This is a genomic window from Xanthomonas hortorum (assembly GCF_011305375.1).
GTDB lineage: Bacteria > Pseudomonadota > Gammaproteobacteria > Xanthomonadales > Xanthomonadaceae > Xanthomonas > Xanthomonas hortorum_E.
Genome location: NZ_VCME01000026.1, coordinates 1 through 18,060 on the forward strand (window position 1 = coordinate 1; position 18,060 = coordinate 18,060).

12 protein-coding genes are annotated in these 18,060 nt (G+C 64.3%); 9 read left to right on the plus strand and 3 right to left on the minus strand.

Annotated features, from left to right (window positions below; all coding sequences use genetic code 11):
- Window positions 1-398: 398 nt before the first annotated feature.
- Both FFY45_RS19635 and FFY45_RS19640 read right to left on the minus strand, forming a co-directional pair.
- Entirely contained in the window at window positions 399-2,471 is a 2,073-nt protein-coding gene (locus FFY45_RS19635) for an ATP-binding protein (RefSeq protein ID WP_176341723.1), read from the minus strand.
- Entirely contained in the window at window positions 2,458-3,972 is a 1,515-nt protein-coding gene (locus FFY45_RS19640) for an ATPase domain-containing protein (protein ID WP_306432099.1), read from the minus strand. Before FFY45_RS19640 ends, FFY45_RS19635 begins: the two co-directional genes overlap by 14 nt.
- 255 nt (window positions 3,973-4,227) lie before the next feature.
- Here FFY45_RS19640 and FFY45_RS19645 point away from each other — a divergent pair, with 255 nt between their 5' ends.
- Window positions 4,228-4,572 (plus strand): response regulator, encoded by a 345-nt coding sequence (locus FFY45_RS19645; protein WP_176341748.1) that lies wholly within the window; start codon window positions 4,228-4,230, stop codon window positions 4,570-4,572.
- Between the two features lie 39 nt (window positions 4,573-4,611).
- Here the strand turns inward: FFY45_RS19645 and FFY45_RS19650 are convergent, their stop codons facing one another.
- Entirely contained in the window at window positions 4,612-7,470 is a 2,859-nt protein-coding gene (locus FFY45_RS19650) for a hybrid sensor histidine kinase/response regulator (protein ID WP_176341724.1), read from the minus strand.
- A gap of 470 nt (window positions 7,471-7,940) precedes the next feature.
- On the opposite strand from FFY45_RS19650, the gene FFY45_RS19655 reads away from it, so the two are divergent.
- The 8 genes from FFY45_RS19655 (at window position 7,941) to FFY45_RS19690 (ending at window position 18,052) form a co-directional block, all read left to right on the plus strand.
- Window positions 7,941-8,405 (plus strand): MarR family winged helix-turn-helix transcriptional regulator, encoded by a 465-nt coding sequence (locus tag FFY45_RS19655; protein WP_176341725.1) that lies wholly within the window; start codon window positions 7,941-7,943, stop codon window positions 8,403-8,405.
- 36 nt (window positions 8,406-8,441) lie between these two features.
- Window positions 8,442-9,626 (plus strand): FAD-dependent monooxygenase, encoded by a 1,185-nt coding sequence (locus tag FFY45_RS19660; protein WP_176341726.1) that lies wholly within the window; start codon window positions 8,442-8,444, stop codon window positions 9,624-9,626.
- A gap of 273 nt (window positions 9,627-9,899) precedes the next feature.
- Window positions 9,900-12,011 carry a methyl-accepting chemotaxis protein gene (locus FFY45_RS19665; RefSeq protein ID WP_176341727.1) on the plus strand — a complete coding sequence of 704 codons (2,112 nt, stop codon included), beginning with the start codon at window positions 9,900-9,902 and terminating at the stop codon, window positions 12,009-12,011.
- Window positions 12,012-12,320: 309 nt separating this feature from the next.
- Window positions 12,321-12,668, plus strand: coding sequence for a hypothetical protein (locus FFY45_RS19670; RefSeq protein WP_176341728.1), 348 nt, complete (start codon window positions 12,321-12,323; stop codon window positions 12,666-12,668).
- 394 nt (window positions 12,669-13,062) lie between these two features.
- A complete protein-coding gene (locus FFY45_RS19675; protein ID WP_176341729.1) occupies window positions 13,063-13,458 on the plus strand; it encodes a hypothetical protein in 396 nt (131 codons plus the stop codon).
- A gap of 190 nt (window positions 13,459-13,648) precedes the next feature.
- A complete protein-coding gene (locus FFY45_RS19680) occupies window positions 13,649-17,251 on the plus strand; it encodes a hypothetical protein (protein WP_176341730.1) in 3,603 nt (1,200 codons plus the stop codon).
- Window positions 17,248-17,607 carry a hypothetical protein gene (locus tag FFY45_RS19685; protein WP_176341731.1) on the plus strand — a complete coding sequence of 120 codons (360 nt, stop codon included), beginning with the start codon at window positions 17,248-17,250 and terminating at the stop codon, window positions 17,605-17,607. The genes FFY45_RS19680 and FFY45_RS19685 overlap by 4 nt, the downstream gene beginning before the upstream one ends.
- Window positions 17,561-18,052: a hypothetical protein gene (locus FFY45_RS19690; protein ID WP_176341732.1), complete on the plus strand. Its 492-nt coding sequence runs from the start codon at window positions 17,561-17,563 to the stop codon at window positions 18,050-18,052. The genes FFY45_RS19685 and FFY45_RS19690 overlap by 47 nt, the downstream gene beginning before the upstream one ends.
- The last annotated feature ends 8 nt before the right edge of the window (window positions 18,053-18,060 follow it).

The window sequence follows — 18,060 nt, forward strand, 5'->3', positions numbered from 1 at the left end:
GTGAGCGGGCAAGGACCAGTCAAGATGGTCGGTATGCTTAGCTCTTCTCAAAGCGACCAGCAAACTGTCTGGTGCGGTGTCCTCACCGATTGCGGGACCGTGTGGCGGCATGGATGCCGCCACCGAGCCTCCAGGGACGGATTCACGGCGTGTCCCGCGAGCGGTGAGGGCACCGCGCCCTCGACCGACAGACCGACGCGGCTTGGAAGTATTCAAATGTAGCGAAGAGTCGCTAACAAACCCAGAAAGAAACCATCAACAGACGATGGAGCAAGCAAACCAGGGCAACTCCAGATGGATATCGATTCGGCGTTACAGCATTCAAAAGGTTTTGCTAGCCGCTCGGAAGCCATCGGCAATGCAAAACCGAGTGCACGTGGGTCAAACGTGCTCCGCACTCAGGCCGAAGGCCCCAGCACTTCGTGCAACTTGCCGCTGAACTCGCCCAGCGTAAAAGGCTTGGCGATCATGCTCATGCCTTCGCCCAGAAATTCGCCACGATCGCGCGCGGTTTCCGCATAGCCGGTCATGAAGATCACCGGCAGATCGCGACGTGACTGACGTGCGATTTCCGCCAGCTGGCGTCCGTTGAGCCCGGGCAGGCCGACGTCGGTCACCAGCAGATCGATCCGCCGCTGCGAGGCCAGAATCGGCAGTGCGGCGTCTGCGTCGGCAACCACATCGGCCTCGTAGCCCAATTCGTTGAGCAGCTCGGTGACCAGCAAGCGCACCTGTTCGTCGTCTTCCACCACCAGCACCTGCTGGCCTCTCCCGGTGACCACCGCCCCGGCCTGCGGCAGCGGCTGGGCTGGCTGCAGATGCACGCCCGCCGGCAGATAGAGACTGACGGTGGTGCCCACGCCCATCGTCGACTCCACCCACACCTGCCCGTTGGACTGCTGCATGAAGCCGTAGATCATCGACATGCCTAGGCCGGTGCCCTGCCCGATCGGCTTGGTGGTGTAGAACGGCTCGAACACGCGCTCCAGCACATCCATCGGCATGCCGGTACCGCTGTCGGTGACCGACACCACCGCATAATTGCCGGGCGCCAGCGTCACGCCACGGCCAAGTTCGAGCGGCTGCGCATCGACCAGCAGATGACGCGTGGCGATCCGTAATTGACCACCACCGGGCATGGCATCGCGTGCGTTGATCGCCAGATTGAGCAGTGCGCTCTCCAACTGGTTTTCATCGACATACGCCTGCGGCATGTCGGCGTGCAGATCGGTTTCCAGACGCACCGATTCGCCCAGCGTGCGCGCCAGCAATTCCTGCAGCGACACCACCAGATCGTTCAGATGCAGATGGCGCGCTTCCAGCGATTGCCTGCGCGAAAACGCCAACAACCGCTGCGTCAGCGCGGCGGCCCGCAATGCCGAGGCCGAGGCCACATCCAGAAAGCGGCCCAGTCCTTCGGTGCGGCCTTGATCGATACGCAGGCGCGCCAGATCCAGCGCAGACAAAATACCGGTGAGCATGTTGTTGAAGTCGTGCGCGATACCGCCGGTCAGCTGGCCCACCGCCTCCATCTTCTGCGCCTGACGCAATGCCGCTTCGCTGGATTCGCGCGCCTGCATCTGCTGCTGCAACTCGGCGGTGCGCTCGGCGACCTTGACCTCGAGCAGATTGGCCTGCTGCTGGATCGATTCCAACGCCAGCGTGCGTGCGGTGATGTCGGTGGCGAACACATGAAAGCCATCCACCACGCCATCTGCATCCAGGCGCGGCATATAGCGGATCTCCGCATCCCGGCGGCGCCCATCGGCGTGTGGCCAGCTTGCTTCCACCGTCAACGTCTGACCGGCCAATGCGGCTTCGATCCAGGCGCGACGCTCCTCCACCACCGCAGGTCCGACCACATCCACCAACGGCCGCCCGATCACATCGGCAGGCGGAATGCCGATCCAGTCTTCATAGGAGCGATTGGCAAAGCGATAGATCAGGTTCTTGTCGATAAAGGCGATCAGCACCGGCAAGGCATCGGTAACGCGACGCAGTTCGGCTTCGCTCGACGCCAGCGCCGCCTTGCTCTCGGCCAGCTGCGCCATCTGGTCGCGGATCACGAACTGCTTCTGCCGCGACCGCAACGCAGTGGAAATGGCGCTCATCAACGAGGCCGAACTCAGCGGCCGCTCCAGCTCGATGACGTTGGTCAGCTCGGCCGGTAACGTGGCCTGACGCCCGTTGTGGGTTCCGCGCGGGGCACGCAACAGCACGAACGGAATGTCTGACCACGCGGCCTGGCCCCGCAAGATGTGCGACAACTGCTGCAGATCGCCGCCGATGACCTCTTCGGTCAACACCACCACGCCCGAGGCGTCGAGCAGTTCGTCCGCCAGCGCGGCCAGCGAGGCATACACCCGACGCGTCAGCCCGCGCTGGCCAACGATGCCGGCAATGCTTTCGGCGTCGCGCCCGAACGGCGCAATGATGTGGACGATGGACCCGTCCGGGTCACGGGTAGTCAAGTGGACGATCCAGCAACGGCGCAGCGTCTCCAACGAACTGCGGCGTGCCGGTCAGCACACCGTGGAATTTCTCCAACGGCTCGCTCAACTGGATCCCGCCGCCACCGATGCGCAACTCGCGGATCGAATCCTCATGCGCGCCGCTGCGATTCTTGATCACCGACAAGGCCTTGCGAATGCGTCCTTGCGCTTCGAAAAAACGGAACAGGATGACGGTGTCGGCCATATAAGAAACATTGAGGTTGCCGGTCGACATCGTGCCCACCAGACCATGCTGCGGGTTGATCAGGAACGTGGTGACACCGCACTGGTTGAGATACGACAGCAACTCGTGCATCTGCAGCATCAGCTGCTTTTCCTGCGGCATCGACGTCAGATAGCCGTTGAGGCTGTCGATCACCAGCACCCGGCAATGACGCTCTTCGACACTGGCACGCACCGTCCAGGCGAACTCGCCCGGTGTCAGTTCGGCCGGGTCCATCTGATGCAGTTCCAGCAGACCCGAGTCCAGATGCTTGCGCAGATCCATGCCCAGGCTTTCGGCGCGCGTCAGCAAGGTGCCGGTGCGCTCGTCGAACTCCAGGATGCAGCAGTGCTCGCCGCGCTCGCAGGCGGCAATGACGTACTGAAGCGCGATATTGGTCTTGCCCGACCCGGCCGGCCCGGTCAGCAACGTGCTGGTGCCACGCAGCGGACCGCCATGCAGCAGCGCATCGATGCGTCCCACCCCGCTGGACACCGCCTCGCCAATGAAGGGCGCGTGGTGGTCGGAGGCGATCAGGCGCGGATAAATCCGCATGCCACCGGTGACGATGGTCAGGTCGTGATAGCCGGCGATGAAATTCACGCCGCGCAGTTTCTGCACCTGCATGCGCCGACGCGCCGCGCCGAAGTCCAGCGTCATGCGCTCCAGCGAGATCACGCCATGGCACAGGCTGTGCAGATGCGCGTCACGCTGGCCGTTTTCGCCAGTGAGATCGTCGACCAGAAGCACGGTGATGTTGCGCGGCGCGAAAAACTGCTTGAGCGCCAGCACCTGTCGGCGATAACGCAGCGGATCCTGCGCCAGCAGACGCAATTCGGACAGCGAATCGAACACCACACGGGTCGGCTTGACCCGATCGATCTCGGCCTGGATGAGCTTGATGGTGCCATCCAGTTCCATTTCCCACGGGTGCAGGATCGACTGCTGACGCCCGTCGCCCAGAAACGCCTCGGCCGATGCCAGCTCGAAGATATGCAGCGCATCCAGCGTCCAGTCGTGCGAGGCCGCCACCTCGTTGAGCTCGTCGATGGTTTCCGACAAGGTCACATACAGGCAGCTCTCGCCCTTGGCCGCGCCGTCGAGCAGGAACTGCAACGCCAGCGTGGTCTTGCCCGAGCCCGGCTGGCCCTCCAGCAGATACAGCCGATTGGGCGGCAGTCCACCGCGAAGGATGGTGTCCAACCCCTCGGTACCCGTGGTGATGCGTTTTGCGGTCGTCGGCTTCAAGTTTCCCATAGCCTTCAATTTATCACGCGCATGTGAGCGCCCGATGCGTACGACTGAATTGATCAGCTTGCCTGTCCGGCCATGCTTGCTCAGCTTGCGTTCGCTGCTGCCATTGCGCGCTCAACCGATTTTTTCGGCAATGCCTTTATGACAAATCCGACACCCCCGTCACATGCACCCGCCTAGCGTTGCGCCTGAAGTACATCGCGTTGTTGCGATTGTTCGAGGACAGTGGTGAATCACGCAGCAAGCACCAGACGCATCCTGCTGGTCGAAGACGACGATGCGATCCGCGCCATGACCGAAGATATCCTGGGCGATGAGGGTTACCAGGTCGTCGCCACCGCCGATGCTGAGCACGCGCTGGAACAGCTCAATACGGCGCGTCCGTTCGACCTGTTGCTCTCGGACATCTGCCTGCCCGGCATGAACGGCCGCGACCTGGCCGACGAGGCCCGGTTTCTTTATCCCGCATTGCCGATCGTGTTCATGACCGGCTACGCAGGCGGCATTGCCAAGCGTGCCGACTTTCTGGATACCGGCATGCGTCTGCTGACCAAACCGTTCTCGTTGCGCGATCTGCTGGGTATCGTGCAGACCACGCTATAAGCGAGCGGAGCAAGCGCGCCATCCACTCCGTGTGCACGATTACTGCGGCGTCCGCCCCAGCAGTTGCGCCACGCGCCGCTCCAGATCGATCGCAAGAAACGGCTTGGTGAGCACTTCCATGCCATCGTCCAACTGACCCGCTCCAACCGCAGCGGTGGCCGCATAGCCGGTCACGAACAGCACCGGTAGCGACGGTCGATACTGGCGCCCCGCATCGGCGACCTGGCGTCCGTTCAAGCCGCCGGTCAGGCCCACATCCGTCACCAGCAAGTCGATCGCTTCCTGCGAGCGCAAGCGCTCCACGGCAGCACTGCCTTCGGCTGTTTCGATGACGCGGTAGCCCGCTTCGGTCAGCACTTCGGACACCAGGACACGGATCGCGGTTTCGTCTTCCACCAGCAGCACCGTGCTGCTGTGCGTGGGCGATTGCAGCGAGGGTTCGACCGGGTGCTGCGTCTCATCGGCCGGCAGCAGGCCGGTGAAACGCGGCAGATACAGCAACATGGTGGTGCCCACGCCCTCTTCCGAATCGATACGCACATGCCCGCCGGATTGCCGGGTGAACCCATAGATCATCGACAAGCCCAGGCCGGTGCCCTGCCCGATCGGTTTGGTGGTGAAGAACGGCTCGAACACCTTGGACATGACCTCGGCGCTCATGCCGGTGCCACTGTCTTGCACGCTCAGGCACACATAATCGCCAACCGGCAGATCGAGCTGCTGCGCCGCGGCCTCGTTCAACACGCAATTGGCAATGGCAATGGTGAGTTCGCCGCCATCGGGCATGGCATCGCGTGCGTTGATGCACAGGTTCAACAACGCGTTTTCCAGCTGCGGCGCATCCACCAGCACTTTCCACGACTCTGCCGCCGGGCGCAGTTGCAAACTGATCGAAGGCCCCAGCGTGCGCGCGATGATGTCGTGCATGTCGCGCACCAGCGCTTCCACCTCAAGCGCGGTCGGTGCCAGGGTCTGCCTGCGCGAGAATGCCAGCAACCGCTGCGTCAACGCCGTGGCGCGCGCGGCGCTGGATTGCGCCATGTCCACATAGCGTTCCAGACGGTCGTACTTGCCTTGTTCGATGCGCGTCTGCAGCAGCTCCAGCCCAACGCTGATGGCCGTCAGCAGGTTGTTGAAGTCGTGCGCCAGGCCGCCGGTGAGCTGGCCCACCGCTTCCATCTTCTGGCTCTGGCGCAGTTTCTCTTCGGCCAGCAACAAGGCCGCGCTGCGCTCGCGCACGCGCTCTTCCAGCGTTTCGGTCAGCTGGCGCAATTGCTCTTCGGCAATGCGCTTGTCGGTGATATCCGCTGCGGTGCCAAACCATTCGACGATCTGCTCATGCTCGTTGAGCAGCGGAATGGCGCGCATCAAGGTCCAGCCCACGCGTTGATCGGAACCCGGCACGCGGTATTCCAGATCCAGTGCGGTCTTGTTGACGATCGAATGCGCAATGGCCTCTGCCAGCCGCGCGCGATCGTCCGGATGCACCATGTCCTGCTGCCAGTTCGGCGTGGCCGACAACGCATCGCTCAGCGCGCCATCGCCAACCAGCTGACGCAGTTCGCACCAATCGGCACTGGCCGAAAAAATCGATTGCGACGATGCACGCACCAGCGCATCGAGCCGGCGTTCGCTCTTGCGCAAGGCCTCGCTGGCCAACCGTTCGGCAGTGCGATCGCGCAGCACTTTGACGAAGCCGATCGCCGCGCCGGTCTCTTCGCGCAGCACCATCAACGAACCATTGGCCCAGAAGCGCTCGCCGGATTTGCGAATGTGCCAGCGCTCGTCCATGCCGCTGCCGCTTTCCAGCGCCGCAGCCGCTTCGATCAGGATCTGCCGGTGCTCCACATCTTCAGGCGTGAACGTGCGCTCCAACGACTGGCCGAGCATTTCCGTCTCGGTCCAGCCCAGGATGCGCCGCGCGCCTTCGTTCCATGAGGTGACCCGCCCCTGCAGATCGGTGGCGATGATCGCGTAATCCATCACGCTGTCCAGGATCTGCCGGTTGCGCACCTCCGCCTCGCGCACCGCGCGTTCCAGGCTGATGCGATCGGTGATGTCCAGACCCTGCACGAAGATGCCGGAGACGGTGCCGTTGGCGCCTGCAATCGGCTGATAGACCAGATCCAGCAGGCGCCGCTCCACCGGGCCACCTGGCGTGGCCTGCACGTTGTACGCAAGCGCATTGGCCGCGTAGGCACGCCCCGACTGATAGACCTGGTCCAGGCGGCGCAGATGGCCCTGCTCGACCAGGTCGGGCAAGGCCTCGGCCAATGGCTTCCCGATCACGTCGCGGTGGCCGATCAAACGCGAATAACACGGGTTGGCGAATTCCACCCGGTGCTGCGGCCCGCTCAGGAACGCCATGAACATCGGCGCCTGCTCGAACAACCGGATCAAGCGCTCGTGCTCATCGGCAAGCCGGCTCTGCGCCAGCTTGCGGTCGGTGACTTCGTTGGTCACGCAGAACGCACCGCCAACACGGCCATCGTCCAGATAGATCGGCGAGAACGAGAACGTCCACCAGGTCTCTTCGGGCGCGCCGTAGCGGCTCATGCCGATCGGCACTTCTTCGAAGCGCGATGCGCGCCCTTCGAACGCGGCTTCGATCGGCCCACGCACGGCCTCCCACGCATCGGCCCACAACGCGCGCAGCGGTGCACCCAAGGCCTGCGGCTGACGCGGCCCCAAAATCGGCGCATACGCATCGTTGTAGAAAAACGTCAGCGCATCGCCCCACACCACATACATGCTTTCCGGCGAGCCCAGCATCAAGCTGACCGCGTTGCGCAACGGCGATGGCCACTGTGCACTCGGCCCCAGTGGCGTGGACGCCCAATCGTGGCTGCGGACCGCCTGCGCCATGGCGCTGTCGCCGTGCGGGAATGACGAACTCATACGCAATGCGACCGCACTAGCGCCATGCGGCAGCCGCACTGTGTGGACCACGGGCGCAACGCAACGCCGCCCTGGCCCGGATTACCGATCACACCTACCTGCATCTTTTTCAAACCATTGATAGAGAGGCCAGCTGCCAACCTTGCGTGTCGCCTATCGCAAGACCAGGCGCACGCGCATCCGGCTATCATCTGGCCTGCGCCCGGCTGCGTCCAGCCGAACCCACCCGGCATTGCTGAATAGCTAGCGCAGGCAACGCGCGCTGCGCAGCACCCAGGCGATGCACTGCCTCGAGTGCGCAACGACTGCCTGACCGGCAGCGTGCCCAACCGGCGACGGCGTGCCGTGCCAGGCAGCAGAGGTCGCACCGATGCAGCCGTGAACGCGTCGCCGGGAGCAGCACCCATGCCCCGCGCCTGGATGCCCGATAAAATCGCCCGATGGCTGAAAGGCATCACACGGTTGCGCGCATGCAGGATCAAGACGAACGCATTCACCCCCAGGCGGCAGTGGCGCCGGGTTACCTGGCCAATCACGCAGCGCGGGTCTTCAACCGGCTGGTCGACGCCGAACTGCGGCCGCACGGCGTCTCGCTGGCCCTGATCGGCCCGATTCTGCTGCTGTCCTGGAAGGGGCCGATGTTGCAACGCGACCTGGTGATCGCCTCGGCGGTCAAGCAGCCCGCCATGGTCGCCCTGCTCGACAAGCTGGAAGCGCAAAAGCTCGTCAAACGCGCACCCACCGCGCAGGACCGCCGCGCTGCGCTGGTATCGCTCACCGCGCGCGGTCGCAAGATGGCCGAGCTGGGCGCTCGGGTGCTGATCGATCTGAATGCCGATGCCTTGCAAGGCTTCTCAGCTGAGGAGGCCCAGAAAACCGTCGCGTTCATGCAGCGCCTGATCGTCAACCTGGAGCAACGTGGCGCAGACCTGTAATATCACCTCTGATATTTATCTCTACGGGTGATCGTAATGGCGCGTCGCATCCTCATCACCGGCGCCAGCGTCGCCGGCAACACCGCCGCCTGGACGCTGGCCAACCAGGGCATCGACGTCGTGGTGGTGGAACAGGCGGCGCACTTCCGCGACGGCGGCCAGAACATCGACGTGCGTGGCGTCGGCCGCCAGGTCCTGCAGCGCATGGGCCTGGAGCAGGCCGCACTCGACCATGGCACCGGCGAGCAAGGCACTGCCTGGGTCGACGAACACGGCCATGCGGTGGCCACCTTCAAGACCGACGACATCGACGGCGACGGCCCGACCGCCGAGCTGGAGATCCTGCGCGGCGACCTAGCCCGCCTGCTCTACGAAGCCGCACGCGACAAGGTGACCTATCGCTTCGGCGACCGCATCGCCAGCATCCAGGACGACGGCAACGGCGCGACAGTCAATTTCCACAGCGGAAGCAGCGACCGCTTCGATGCAGTCATCATCGCCGAAGGCGTCGGCTCCTCCACGCGCGAACAGCTTTTCCCGGGCGAAAACGACCCACGCTGGATGGATCTGACCATCGCCTACTTCACCATCGCACGCAGCGCAGACGACGATCGCCTCTGGCGCTGGTATCACACCACCGGCGGCCGCAGCATCTCGTTGCGGCCGGACCGGCACGGCACCACGCGCGCCATGCTGTCGCTGCAGAAGGTCACCGATGGCGAGCAGGACTGGGATCAGGCAACGCAGAAAGCGTACTTGCGTGAACAGTTCGCCGACGCCGGCTGGCAGGCAGCGCGCGTACTGGACGGCATGGACAGCACCGACGACTTCTATTTCGACGCCTTGCGGCAGGTGCGCATGCCGCGCTGGCACACAGGCCGCGTCGTCCTGACCGGTGACGCGGCGTGGTGCGCAACCCCGCTGGCCGGTATCGGCGCCACCCTGGCGATCACCGGCGGCTATGTGTTGGCAAGCGAGATCGCACGCACCGATGATCTGCAGAGCGCATTCGCCGCCTACGAAGCCGCCATGCGGCCGATGGTCGAACAGGGCCAGGGCGTGCCCAAGATCGGTCCGCGACTGATGAACCCGCATAGCCGGCTCGGCATCCAGCTGTTGCACGGTGCACTGAAGTTCGCCAGCCAACCGAGCATCCAGACCATCGCTGCGAAGCTGATGACGCCCTCGATCAAGGCGCCGGATCTGGCGCGCTACGACTGAGCCTGCCGGGACCTCAAGCGCTGCGCAGCGCGGTGACGTTGCGATGTGTCGTCCCGATCGGGATGACGTCGCATCGCCACGAAACCAACCACACCTGAATCGGCCGACGCGCCGGTTTCAGTTTCAATGGCCGGGGTCGCTAACGAACACGTAGAGACGCAATCGGAGCAGCGGCAGCCATGCCGCTCCGAGGAGCGTGCACCTGCCTTCGCCTCCCGGCTGCTGCCGGGACTCCCCTGCTCTCCGCTTTGTCGGACCATCGATCGAACCCCCATGCATGTCTTTTTGAATCTGCGTATTGGTCAACGCCTGGCCCTTGGCTTTCTGTCGATCATCGTGCTGATGGTGATCCTGACCGTCGTCGGCATCCACCGCGTGCGCAGCATCGACCAGCAGCTGACCGCCATCAACGAGGTCAACAGCGTCAAACAACGCTATGCGATCAACTTTCGCGGCAGCGTCCACGACCGTGCGATTGCGCTGCGCGATGTGGTGCTGATGGACGAGGCGGCAGACCGGCACGCGGCAGAACAATCGATCGACAAGCTCGCCGCAGACTACGCACGCTCCGCGCAGCCGCTCGACAACATGATCGCCGCCTCTTCGGATGCCAAAGAGAAAAAGATTCTCCAGCAGATCAAGGCGATCGAGCAGCGCACCATGCCGTTTATCGCCAACGTGCGTGCACTGCGCGAGGCCGGCGACAAACCGCAGGCAGAGCAGCTGCTGTTACATGAAGCGCGGCCCGACTTCATCGCCTGGCTGGCCAGCATCAACGCCTTCATCGATCTGCAGGAAGCCAAGAACCGCGACGCCGCCAAAGACGCCGTCGCCACTGCACGCGGCTTCGCCATGCTGATGGTGATCTCTACCGTCATCGCACTGCTGCTGGGCGCCACGATTGCCTTCTTGCTCACCCGCAGCGTGGTGCTGCCCTTGCGCCAGTCGCTACGCCTGGCCGAGCGCATCAACGACGGCGATCTGCGCAGCCAGGACATGCCCACCAGCCAGGACGAATCCGGCCAGTTGCTGCGTGCCATGCAACAGATGCAGCGCCGTCTGCAAGAGGTGATCTCCGCCCAGCGCGCCATGGCCGCCCGCCACGAAGCCGGCGAGATCAGCTACCGCACCGACGCCAAGCGTTTCCCGGGCGAATACGGCGATATGGTGCAGGACACCAACGCACTGGTGCATGCGCATGTGCAGACTCAGTTGCGCATGACCGAGGTCATGGGCAACTACGCGGTGGGCAATCTCGCGCAGGAAATCGAACAGTATCCCGGCGAAAAGGCCGCCATCACCGCCACCATGCAGCAGGTACGGCAGAACCTGCGCGCCATCAACGCACAGATCCAGGAACTCACCCAGGCCGCCTGTGCAGGCAACTTCGCACTCCGCGGCCAGCCGGAAAAGTTCGAGCACGACTTCCGCCTGATGGTCGAAAACCTCAACACCATGATGGCCACCTCCGATACCAACCTGGCCAAGTTCTCCGACCTGCTGCGCGCCATCGCCGACGGCGATCTGACCGTACGCATGACCGGCAACTTCCACGGCGTGTTCGCCTCGATGCGCGACGATGCCAACAGCACCGTGCATCGCCTGACCGACATCGTCACGCATATCCAGACCACCTCCAACAGCATTGGGTTTGCCGCCGAAGACATCGCCAGCGGCAATCAGGAACTGGCGCGCCGCAGCGAACAGCAGGCCGCCAGTCTCGAAGAAACCGCCGCCTCGATGGAAGAGCTGACCTCCACCGTCAAGCAGAACGCCGAGCACGCAGGCCGCGCCAACCAGCTCGCGCTGGGCGCCGCCGCGATCGCCTCGGACGGACGCGACGTGGTCGGCCAGGTCATCGAAAAGATGTCAGGGATCGAAGCGGCGTCCAAGCGCATCGCCGACATCATCTCGGTCATCGACGGCATCGCCTTCCAGACCAACATCCTCGCCCTCAACGCCGCCGTCGAAGCCGCACGCGCAGGCGAACAAGGCCGCGGATTCGCCGTGGTCGCCTCCGAAGTGCGCACCCTTTCGCACCGCTCATCGGACGCCGCCAAGGAAATCAAACGGCTCATCGACGACTCCGTACAACGCGTCGCCGACGGCGCCACACTGGTGCAAAAGGCCGGCACCACCATGAGCGAGGTCGTCACCAGCGTCCAGCACGTCACCGACATCATGGGCCACATCTCCGCCGCCTCCCAAGAGCAGGCCGGCGGCATCGAACAGGTCAATCAGACCATCGCCCAGATGGACGAAACCACCCAACACAACGTCCGCCTGGTAGAAGCGGCAAGCACTGCCGCGCGTGCGCTGGAAGACCACTCCGTACAGCTGATCCGCGCTGTGGACGTGTTCAAGGTCAAGGCTGCGGTCATTTAAGCGGCGTCCCCAACGTCGCGAGCAGCCGTCGGCTGGGTATGGACGGCACACTCAGAACAACAGTGGACGAGTGGCACATGCCGCACCGAGTACCCGCTGCGCTCGCCTGGCGGTGAGCGCAGTCGCTTTGTTTGCCGCTCTCACACCATCGATTGCCCTCGCTGGACGTCGCGCCACGAATGCGCCGGACCACATGGTCGGCTGAAGATTTCGTCGACTCTGAGACGTTATGTCGGGTTCCCATTGGCGCATCCGACAAGGTTGGCCAACGCATTTTATGCAGCTCCCAACGCTCGTCAGGACATCGATATGCCTATCCACAATCAAGGCATCAAAGCAGCCGTCTTGCTGACGCTGCTTGCGTTAAGTGGTCACGCAACCGCCAGTTGCAACGTTGTCGCCCACATCGAGGGCTCCATCAGCGGCTGGCCCACCCGGGTTGCGAACTCTTCAAATGATCGGCTCAGAACCGCATACGCCGCCAATAGCTGCACCTTCACGAGAGGAGAGCACGGCGGTGGGCAAATACCTCCCGGAGCAGGGGGCGACACCCATGTCACGGTTCGCATCGATACCGCGCCGACCAAGACCTGCCACGTCTTCAAGCTTCCGTCCAATGCACCGCAGGGAAGCAGAAACCCAACCACTTGCATTTGAGCCATTGGTTCGATGGACGTGGTCTCGGAAAAACTCGACGGGCAACGCCAAGCCCTGCCTTATCACGCGATCACAACCGATGCGTGAATGATTTCGTTCGGCGACCGGTGACGAAACCGCCATCAGGAGTAATCGAAGATGGACCACCTGGTGAGACGTTATGTCGGGTAGCGTTTTTTTTAAACCGGCAAGGTGCAGACAGAGGGAACCTTTGAACGATCCACCGCAAACGCGTCGCCACCCTCGTCAGGATGATCGCTGGGCGCCATGTCTCACGTGTCGCATCGATACCAATTCGGATTCCTTTTCCAACTGTCGTTAGCGCAGCAAGCAAATCGGCAAACGGAGCGAATCACCGTCTCCGTCTCTTCACCCACAACGTCGGGAGCATCTCATGGCAGGCAAAGTCACGGTATTCAACAGCTACAACGAACCCATCACGTCTCTGCTGGTAACCAACAACAATGCCGGCAACATCGCCGGTTGGGCCGCCGGCCCGACGCCGCCGTTATATACCCCGAGTTCGATGGCCGTGCCGCGTTCGAAGTATCCCTCGACGAGCGCGGTGTTCGCATACGGCGACAACACGTTGGTCTTCCCATGGGATAGCCGCACTGGCCACGCCACGGTCACTATTTCACAGGACAGCAGCCTCGACGACGACCTGATTCTGTATATCACGCAGAACAAGGCGATCCTGTTGACGGCGCGCGGCGTGGTGCTCAACACCTTCGATGTCACCACATCGCTGAGCATGGCGGCCAAGGAAGAATCGCAGGACGCGGTCTGATCGACCACGCACAGGCGGCATCTGGCGTACCCAACGTCCGCGGTTGATGCAGGCGCGATGGCCGGCAGACAACCGCCGTCCATCGATGCCGACGACCACGCTGCATCCGGATCGTCGTCATTGCGTCCGTCGGCGCACTCGGATCGAGGTACGTCGCGGCTCACCGGAGATCAGCTCACCGATGCACGCCATGGCAGACATGATCTTCACTCGGATCGCGCTCGACGCTGCCGGCTTTGCGCTCTATTCGGCCGCCGTGGATCAGGCCGTTGGTGTCGCGCCCGTCCAGGCAGGCTTTTTGCTGCTGCCGGGCGGTGCCGGCGCATCGCAGATTGGCGTCCGGCGAGACGAGCAGGCGCCGCAGGAGTTGAGCTTGTCGCAAGCCTGGCAACAGCCCGGCTATTTCCTGTTCCATCCGCAATCGCAGGCACTGCCGGCGGAGCCGGCCGACATCGCACAAACCCTCGGGCTCACGCCGCCTTACGCCACGCTGCGTGGGGTGGCCTGGCTATGGCAAGCGGCGCCGCCGCAATCCTGGGCCTGCGCGAGCGTACCGCTGTTCTACTTCTCGCCCACCAGCGGGCAGGTGGCGGGCAGCAACGGCTCGCTGCCGTTCGGTCATGTCGATCTGGTGCTACCGAGCGGTACGCAATGGACGCTGTCAGAAGAGACCGGGCAGGCCACCTTCGTGGGCGATGGCATCGCCCTGCTACGCGACTCCGGCCAGGGCACGCCGCTCTCGCCAGACGCCTACAGGGTGTCGCTGTCGTTCGATCCGGCCGCGGCCGGCCTGCTGGGCTTCACCGCAGCGTGGGATCCATACAACCTGTTCGGGCTGTTCGCCGACGATCCGCAGGCGCCCGGCCTGCAAGGCGGCGAGCTGCGCTACTTCCATCCGGACCCGCAGGCGCCGCAGGGGTTTGCGCAACTGCGCTATCCGGTGCTACCGCCGCTACCGCCGCTGCCCGCCAACGACTGGCCGGCGTTTCTGCTGGACTGCGAGATGGATCCGCTCGCACCGCTAGACGGGACACGCACCCGTTTCCTGTTCCGGCCGCAGCGGCTGGACAACCTGGCCTCGTCGTTCGGCCGTACCGTGTCTGGCGATCTGGTGACACTGGCACCGAGCGTGCCGTCCAACGGTTCGCCGGCCGGGCTCTATCCGGCTGCACGGCCCGGCGCTGCGCAAGCGCCGGCAGCCTATCTCGCCCCACTTGGCCCGTTCGTGCTGACGGTACCGGGCGGTGCGGCGAAGCTTTCCTGCGGCACGCTCGGCACCGAATACCTGCGCGTCGCAGACGGCGACATTCTCGATTTCGTGCCATCGATGCCGGCCTGCTCAACGGCGTTTGGCACCGCCATGGAACGGCGCATGACGCTGGCCGATGGCGCCGACACCAAGCCATTGCTCGACGGGCCATTTGCCACCTCGTGGGTACGGTTTCGTCCAGGCGCAGCCGCCGCCATGCGCGGCTACTACGCGCAACCTGGCGCGTCGGTCAATTTCGGGCGCGGCGCGGTCTCCCCGGACATGCGCTATCCGGCTGCGGTGTCTGCGCTCGTCTCCACGCTCGCATCGACGACGAAGAGTGACGAGATCCCGGTGGCGTTTCCGATGGTGCAGTACGGCGGCGTGTTCGCGCTCGCCGACGCGACCGTACAGGACGCTCAGCTGCTGGCTGGCTACGAGAAACAGGTGATCGCCGGCCTGCGCGGCGCGCTGATCCGCGGTAGCACGCCTGATCGCCCGGTGTTCGTTGGCGAACAGGGCGCGCCCTTGCCCGGCACCCGCACTTCCACACCGCAAGGGCTGCTGGTCCAGCTCAACTCGGCAACGCATTCAACGCGGGCCGGCATTGCCGCCGCGCAGGCGCCCGAGGTGCAGGCCGGCACCTGGCAGTCGCTATTGCTCGCACGCAGTGCGGAGCAGACGCTGTCGTTCGACGCCGATCCTGCAACCGGCGTGGTGGACGCGCAGTTGGCCAGCACCTTGATGCGCGAACAACTGTTTCTGGTGCTCAACGATTGGAGCCGGTTCCCGAACATCACCCGCATGATCGCGGTGGCAGGCTTCAACTTCGAGATCGCGCCCGACGTCGACGCAACCGATCGCTGGCGCACCGTCCTAGTCTTCAAGTACGCAACGACACAGAGCCTGGCCGAGCTGATCCGTGCGCCGGAGAGTTGGGCCAACACGGACTATTTCATCGGCGACGCTACGCGCGTAACCGACACGCAGTCTGTGCTGATCGATGCGCTGGCTGTTGCAGAAAAGGCGAGCAGCGATGACGACGACCCGTTCGCCGATTTCCGCACCAAGGCCGCCGATCCCGGCTGGACCGGCATGCTTGCCTTCAATGCACCGCTCAATGGCAACGGCATGCCGGACGATCTGCAGATGCTGCTGGCCGGCATCGACGGGCAGCTGAGCGCCCATCACTTCGGGGTGCAGGTCAACCGCATCAGCGACGGCGCCGACCAGGAGCCGCAGATCAGCGAAAGCGCGCTGTTCGGGGTGATCTATCACCATGCGGCGACTGCGATATTCAAACGCGAGCCGGCCGCGCCGCACTCGGACCAGACGCCGCCGGACTACGCATTCGTCGTGGAGGAGCTGTCGGTGGCGATCAACCAGTCGCTCGTCACCCAGTTCAATTGTCGGGTGGGAATGACCATCAACACGCTGTTCGGCCGTGCGGTCACGCTGACTGGCGCGGATGCCACCGCCGACGTGCCGCCCAACACCGTGGTAGTGGCGGGCCGTTATCAGCGGCACGGCGAGGTCGGCACGGTGACGTTCGACGGCGGCCAGCACGGCAGCTTCGCGTTCAACCCGGACCGCTCACGCATCCGGGTGATCGATACCTTCCAGGTCAGTGGCGCCAGCCTGGTGCCGATTGCCTCCGTCCCGTCCGTCCCCGCCGATGCCGATGCCGGCACCACCATCACCTCGCGCTTTGCACTGAGCGGCACGCTCGCGTTCGCGGCCGATCCGTTTCCTGGCGTGACCGGGCTCGACCTGTTCTCGTACGGCCTGCCCGGTGCCGCACCCGGCACGACCACCACCGGTGTGGCGCTGACAAGCCTGGCGTTTGGCATCAGCTGTCAGCTCGACGCCGACGGCAAGCGCATCGGGCTGCCGCAGATCACGGTGGATTTCTCGGGGCTTCGGGCAACGGACGATCGCAGCGGACGGCGGCCCGGCGCACTGGTGCGCATGCTGCCGCTCACGCTGCAGGCGATCCTGCACGACGAGGCGGGCCTGGATATCAAGGCGCTGGGCGCGTTGCCCGTGCAGGTGCCGGCGCTGACCGGCGTCGCTGCCAGCGTGCCAGGCGGCGGTGGCGTTGCGCCGATGCCCACGCAGGTCGCGTATGTGACCTCCAAGCCGCTGTATGCCCTGCAATTCGCGCTGCCGCTCGGCGCGCTCGGCGCGCTGGCCGATGCCCATGCATCGCTCGATGCCTCGCTGATCGTCGCCTGGGGTGCGAGCACCTACACGCCCGACGACGACGGCGTCGCGCTGTTCGTGCAGTTGCCGCAGGTCACTGCCGGCGCCTTCGGCTTCAACCTGCAAGGCCTGCTCAAGACGACCTTCTCGGCGGCCAACCTGGGGCTGGTGAAGACAAAGAATGGGCCGGCCTACGTGCTGATGTTCAACAACGTGGCACTCAGCGTGTTCGGTATCACGCTGCCGCCGAAGGTACTTGCCGATTTCATCCTGTTTGCCGACGCCAATGATCCGGGCGGCGGCAATCTGGGCTGGAGCCTGGCTGCGACGCAGACGCCATGACCGACACCGATCCGATTCTCGCCGCACGCAGTGTTCCTGTGCTGATGCAAGCGCTCAACGACGTCTACGGGTGGAACCTGCCCGTCGCGATGGCCGCCGGCACGCCGCTGGCGGCACTGTGGGCAATCGCCATCAGCGTGCGCAAGGATCCGGCCACCGGCGTGCTCTACCTCGCCACTGGCAGCACCACCTACCCGGTCGCGGCGATCCTCGAAGGGATCGTCGATGCCCAGGTCCTCAGCGGCGGCACCCACCCGTTGCCTCCCGCGCCCATCACCCACCGCAGTGCCGCACCCAGGAGAACCACCCATGAGCAAGCAACTGTCGCGCAAGGCCGCCGCCGTGGTCGCCGCTGATCCGCCGACCCCGCCGAGCACGCATCTGGTCTTCGGCCTGAACTTCAATCTGCACGGCACCATGGTGCCGGTATCGACCGACGACATCGCCAACGCCAAGACCAACGGAATCGAGTTCACGCTGCCCGCGCCGGTCGATCTCGGCACGCTGGACGACTTTGCGGCATGGTTCAAGACGCAGTTCAACATCGACCTGCCCAGCGCCGACCAATTGCCGGCACCGCTGGACAGCATCATGAGCAAGCTCACCACGCTCGACGTGGCCGTCGATCAATTCCACATAAAGGTACCGGGCACGGCCTCCCCCGACCAGTCCACCCTGTACACACTTGCGATGTCGGCGGTGTGGCCTGACGGCCAGGGCATCCCGCTGATTCCGGGCTTGCTGTCGATCGAAGGCGCGATGTTCGGCGCCAGTAACGAAACGCCCAAGTCCAACAGCTGACGCGCCGC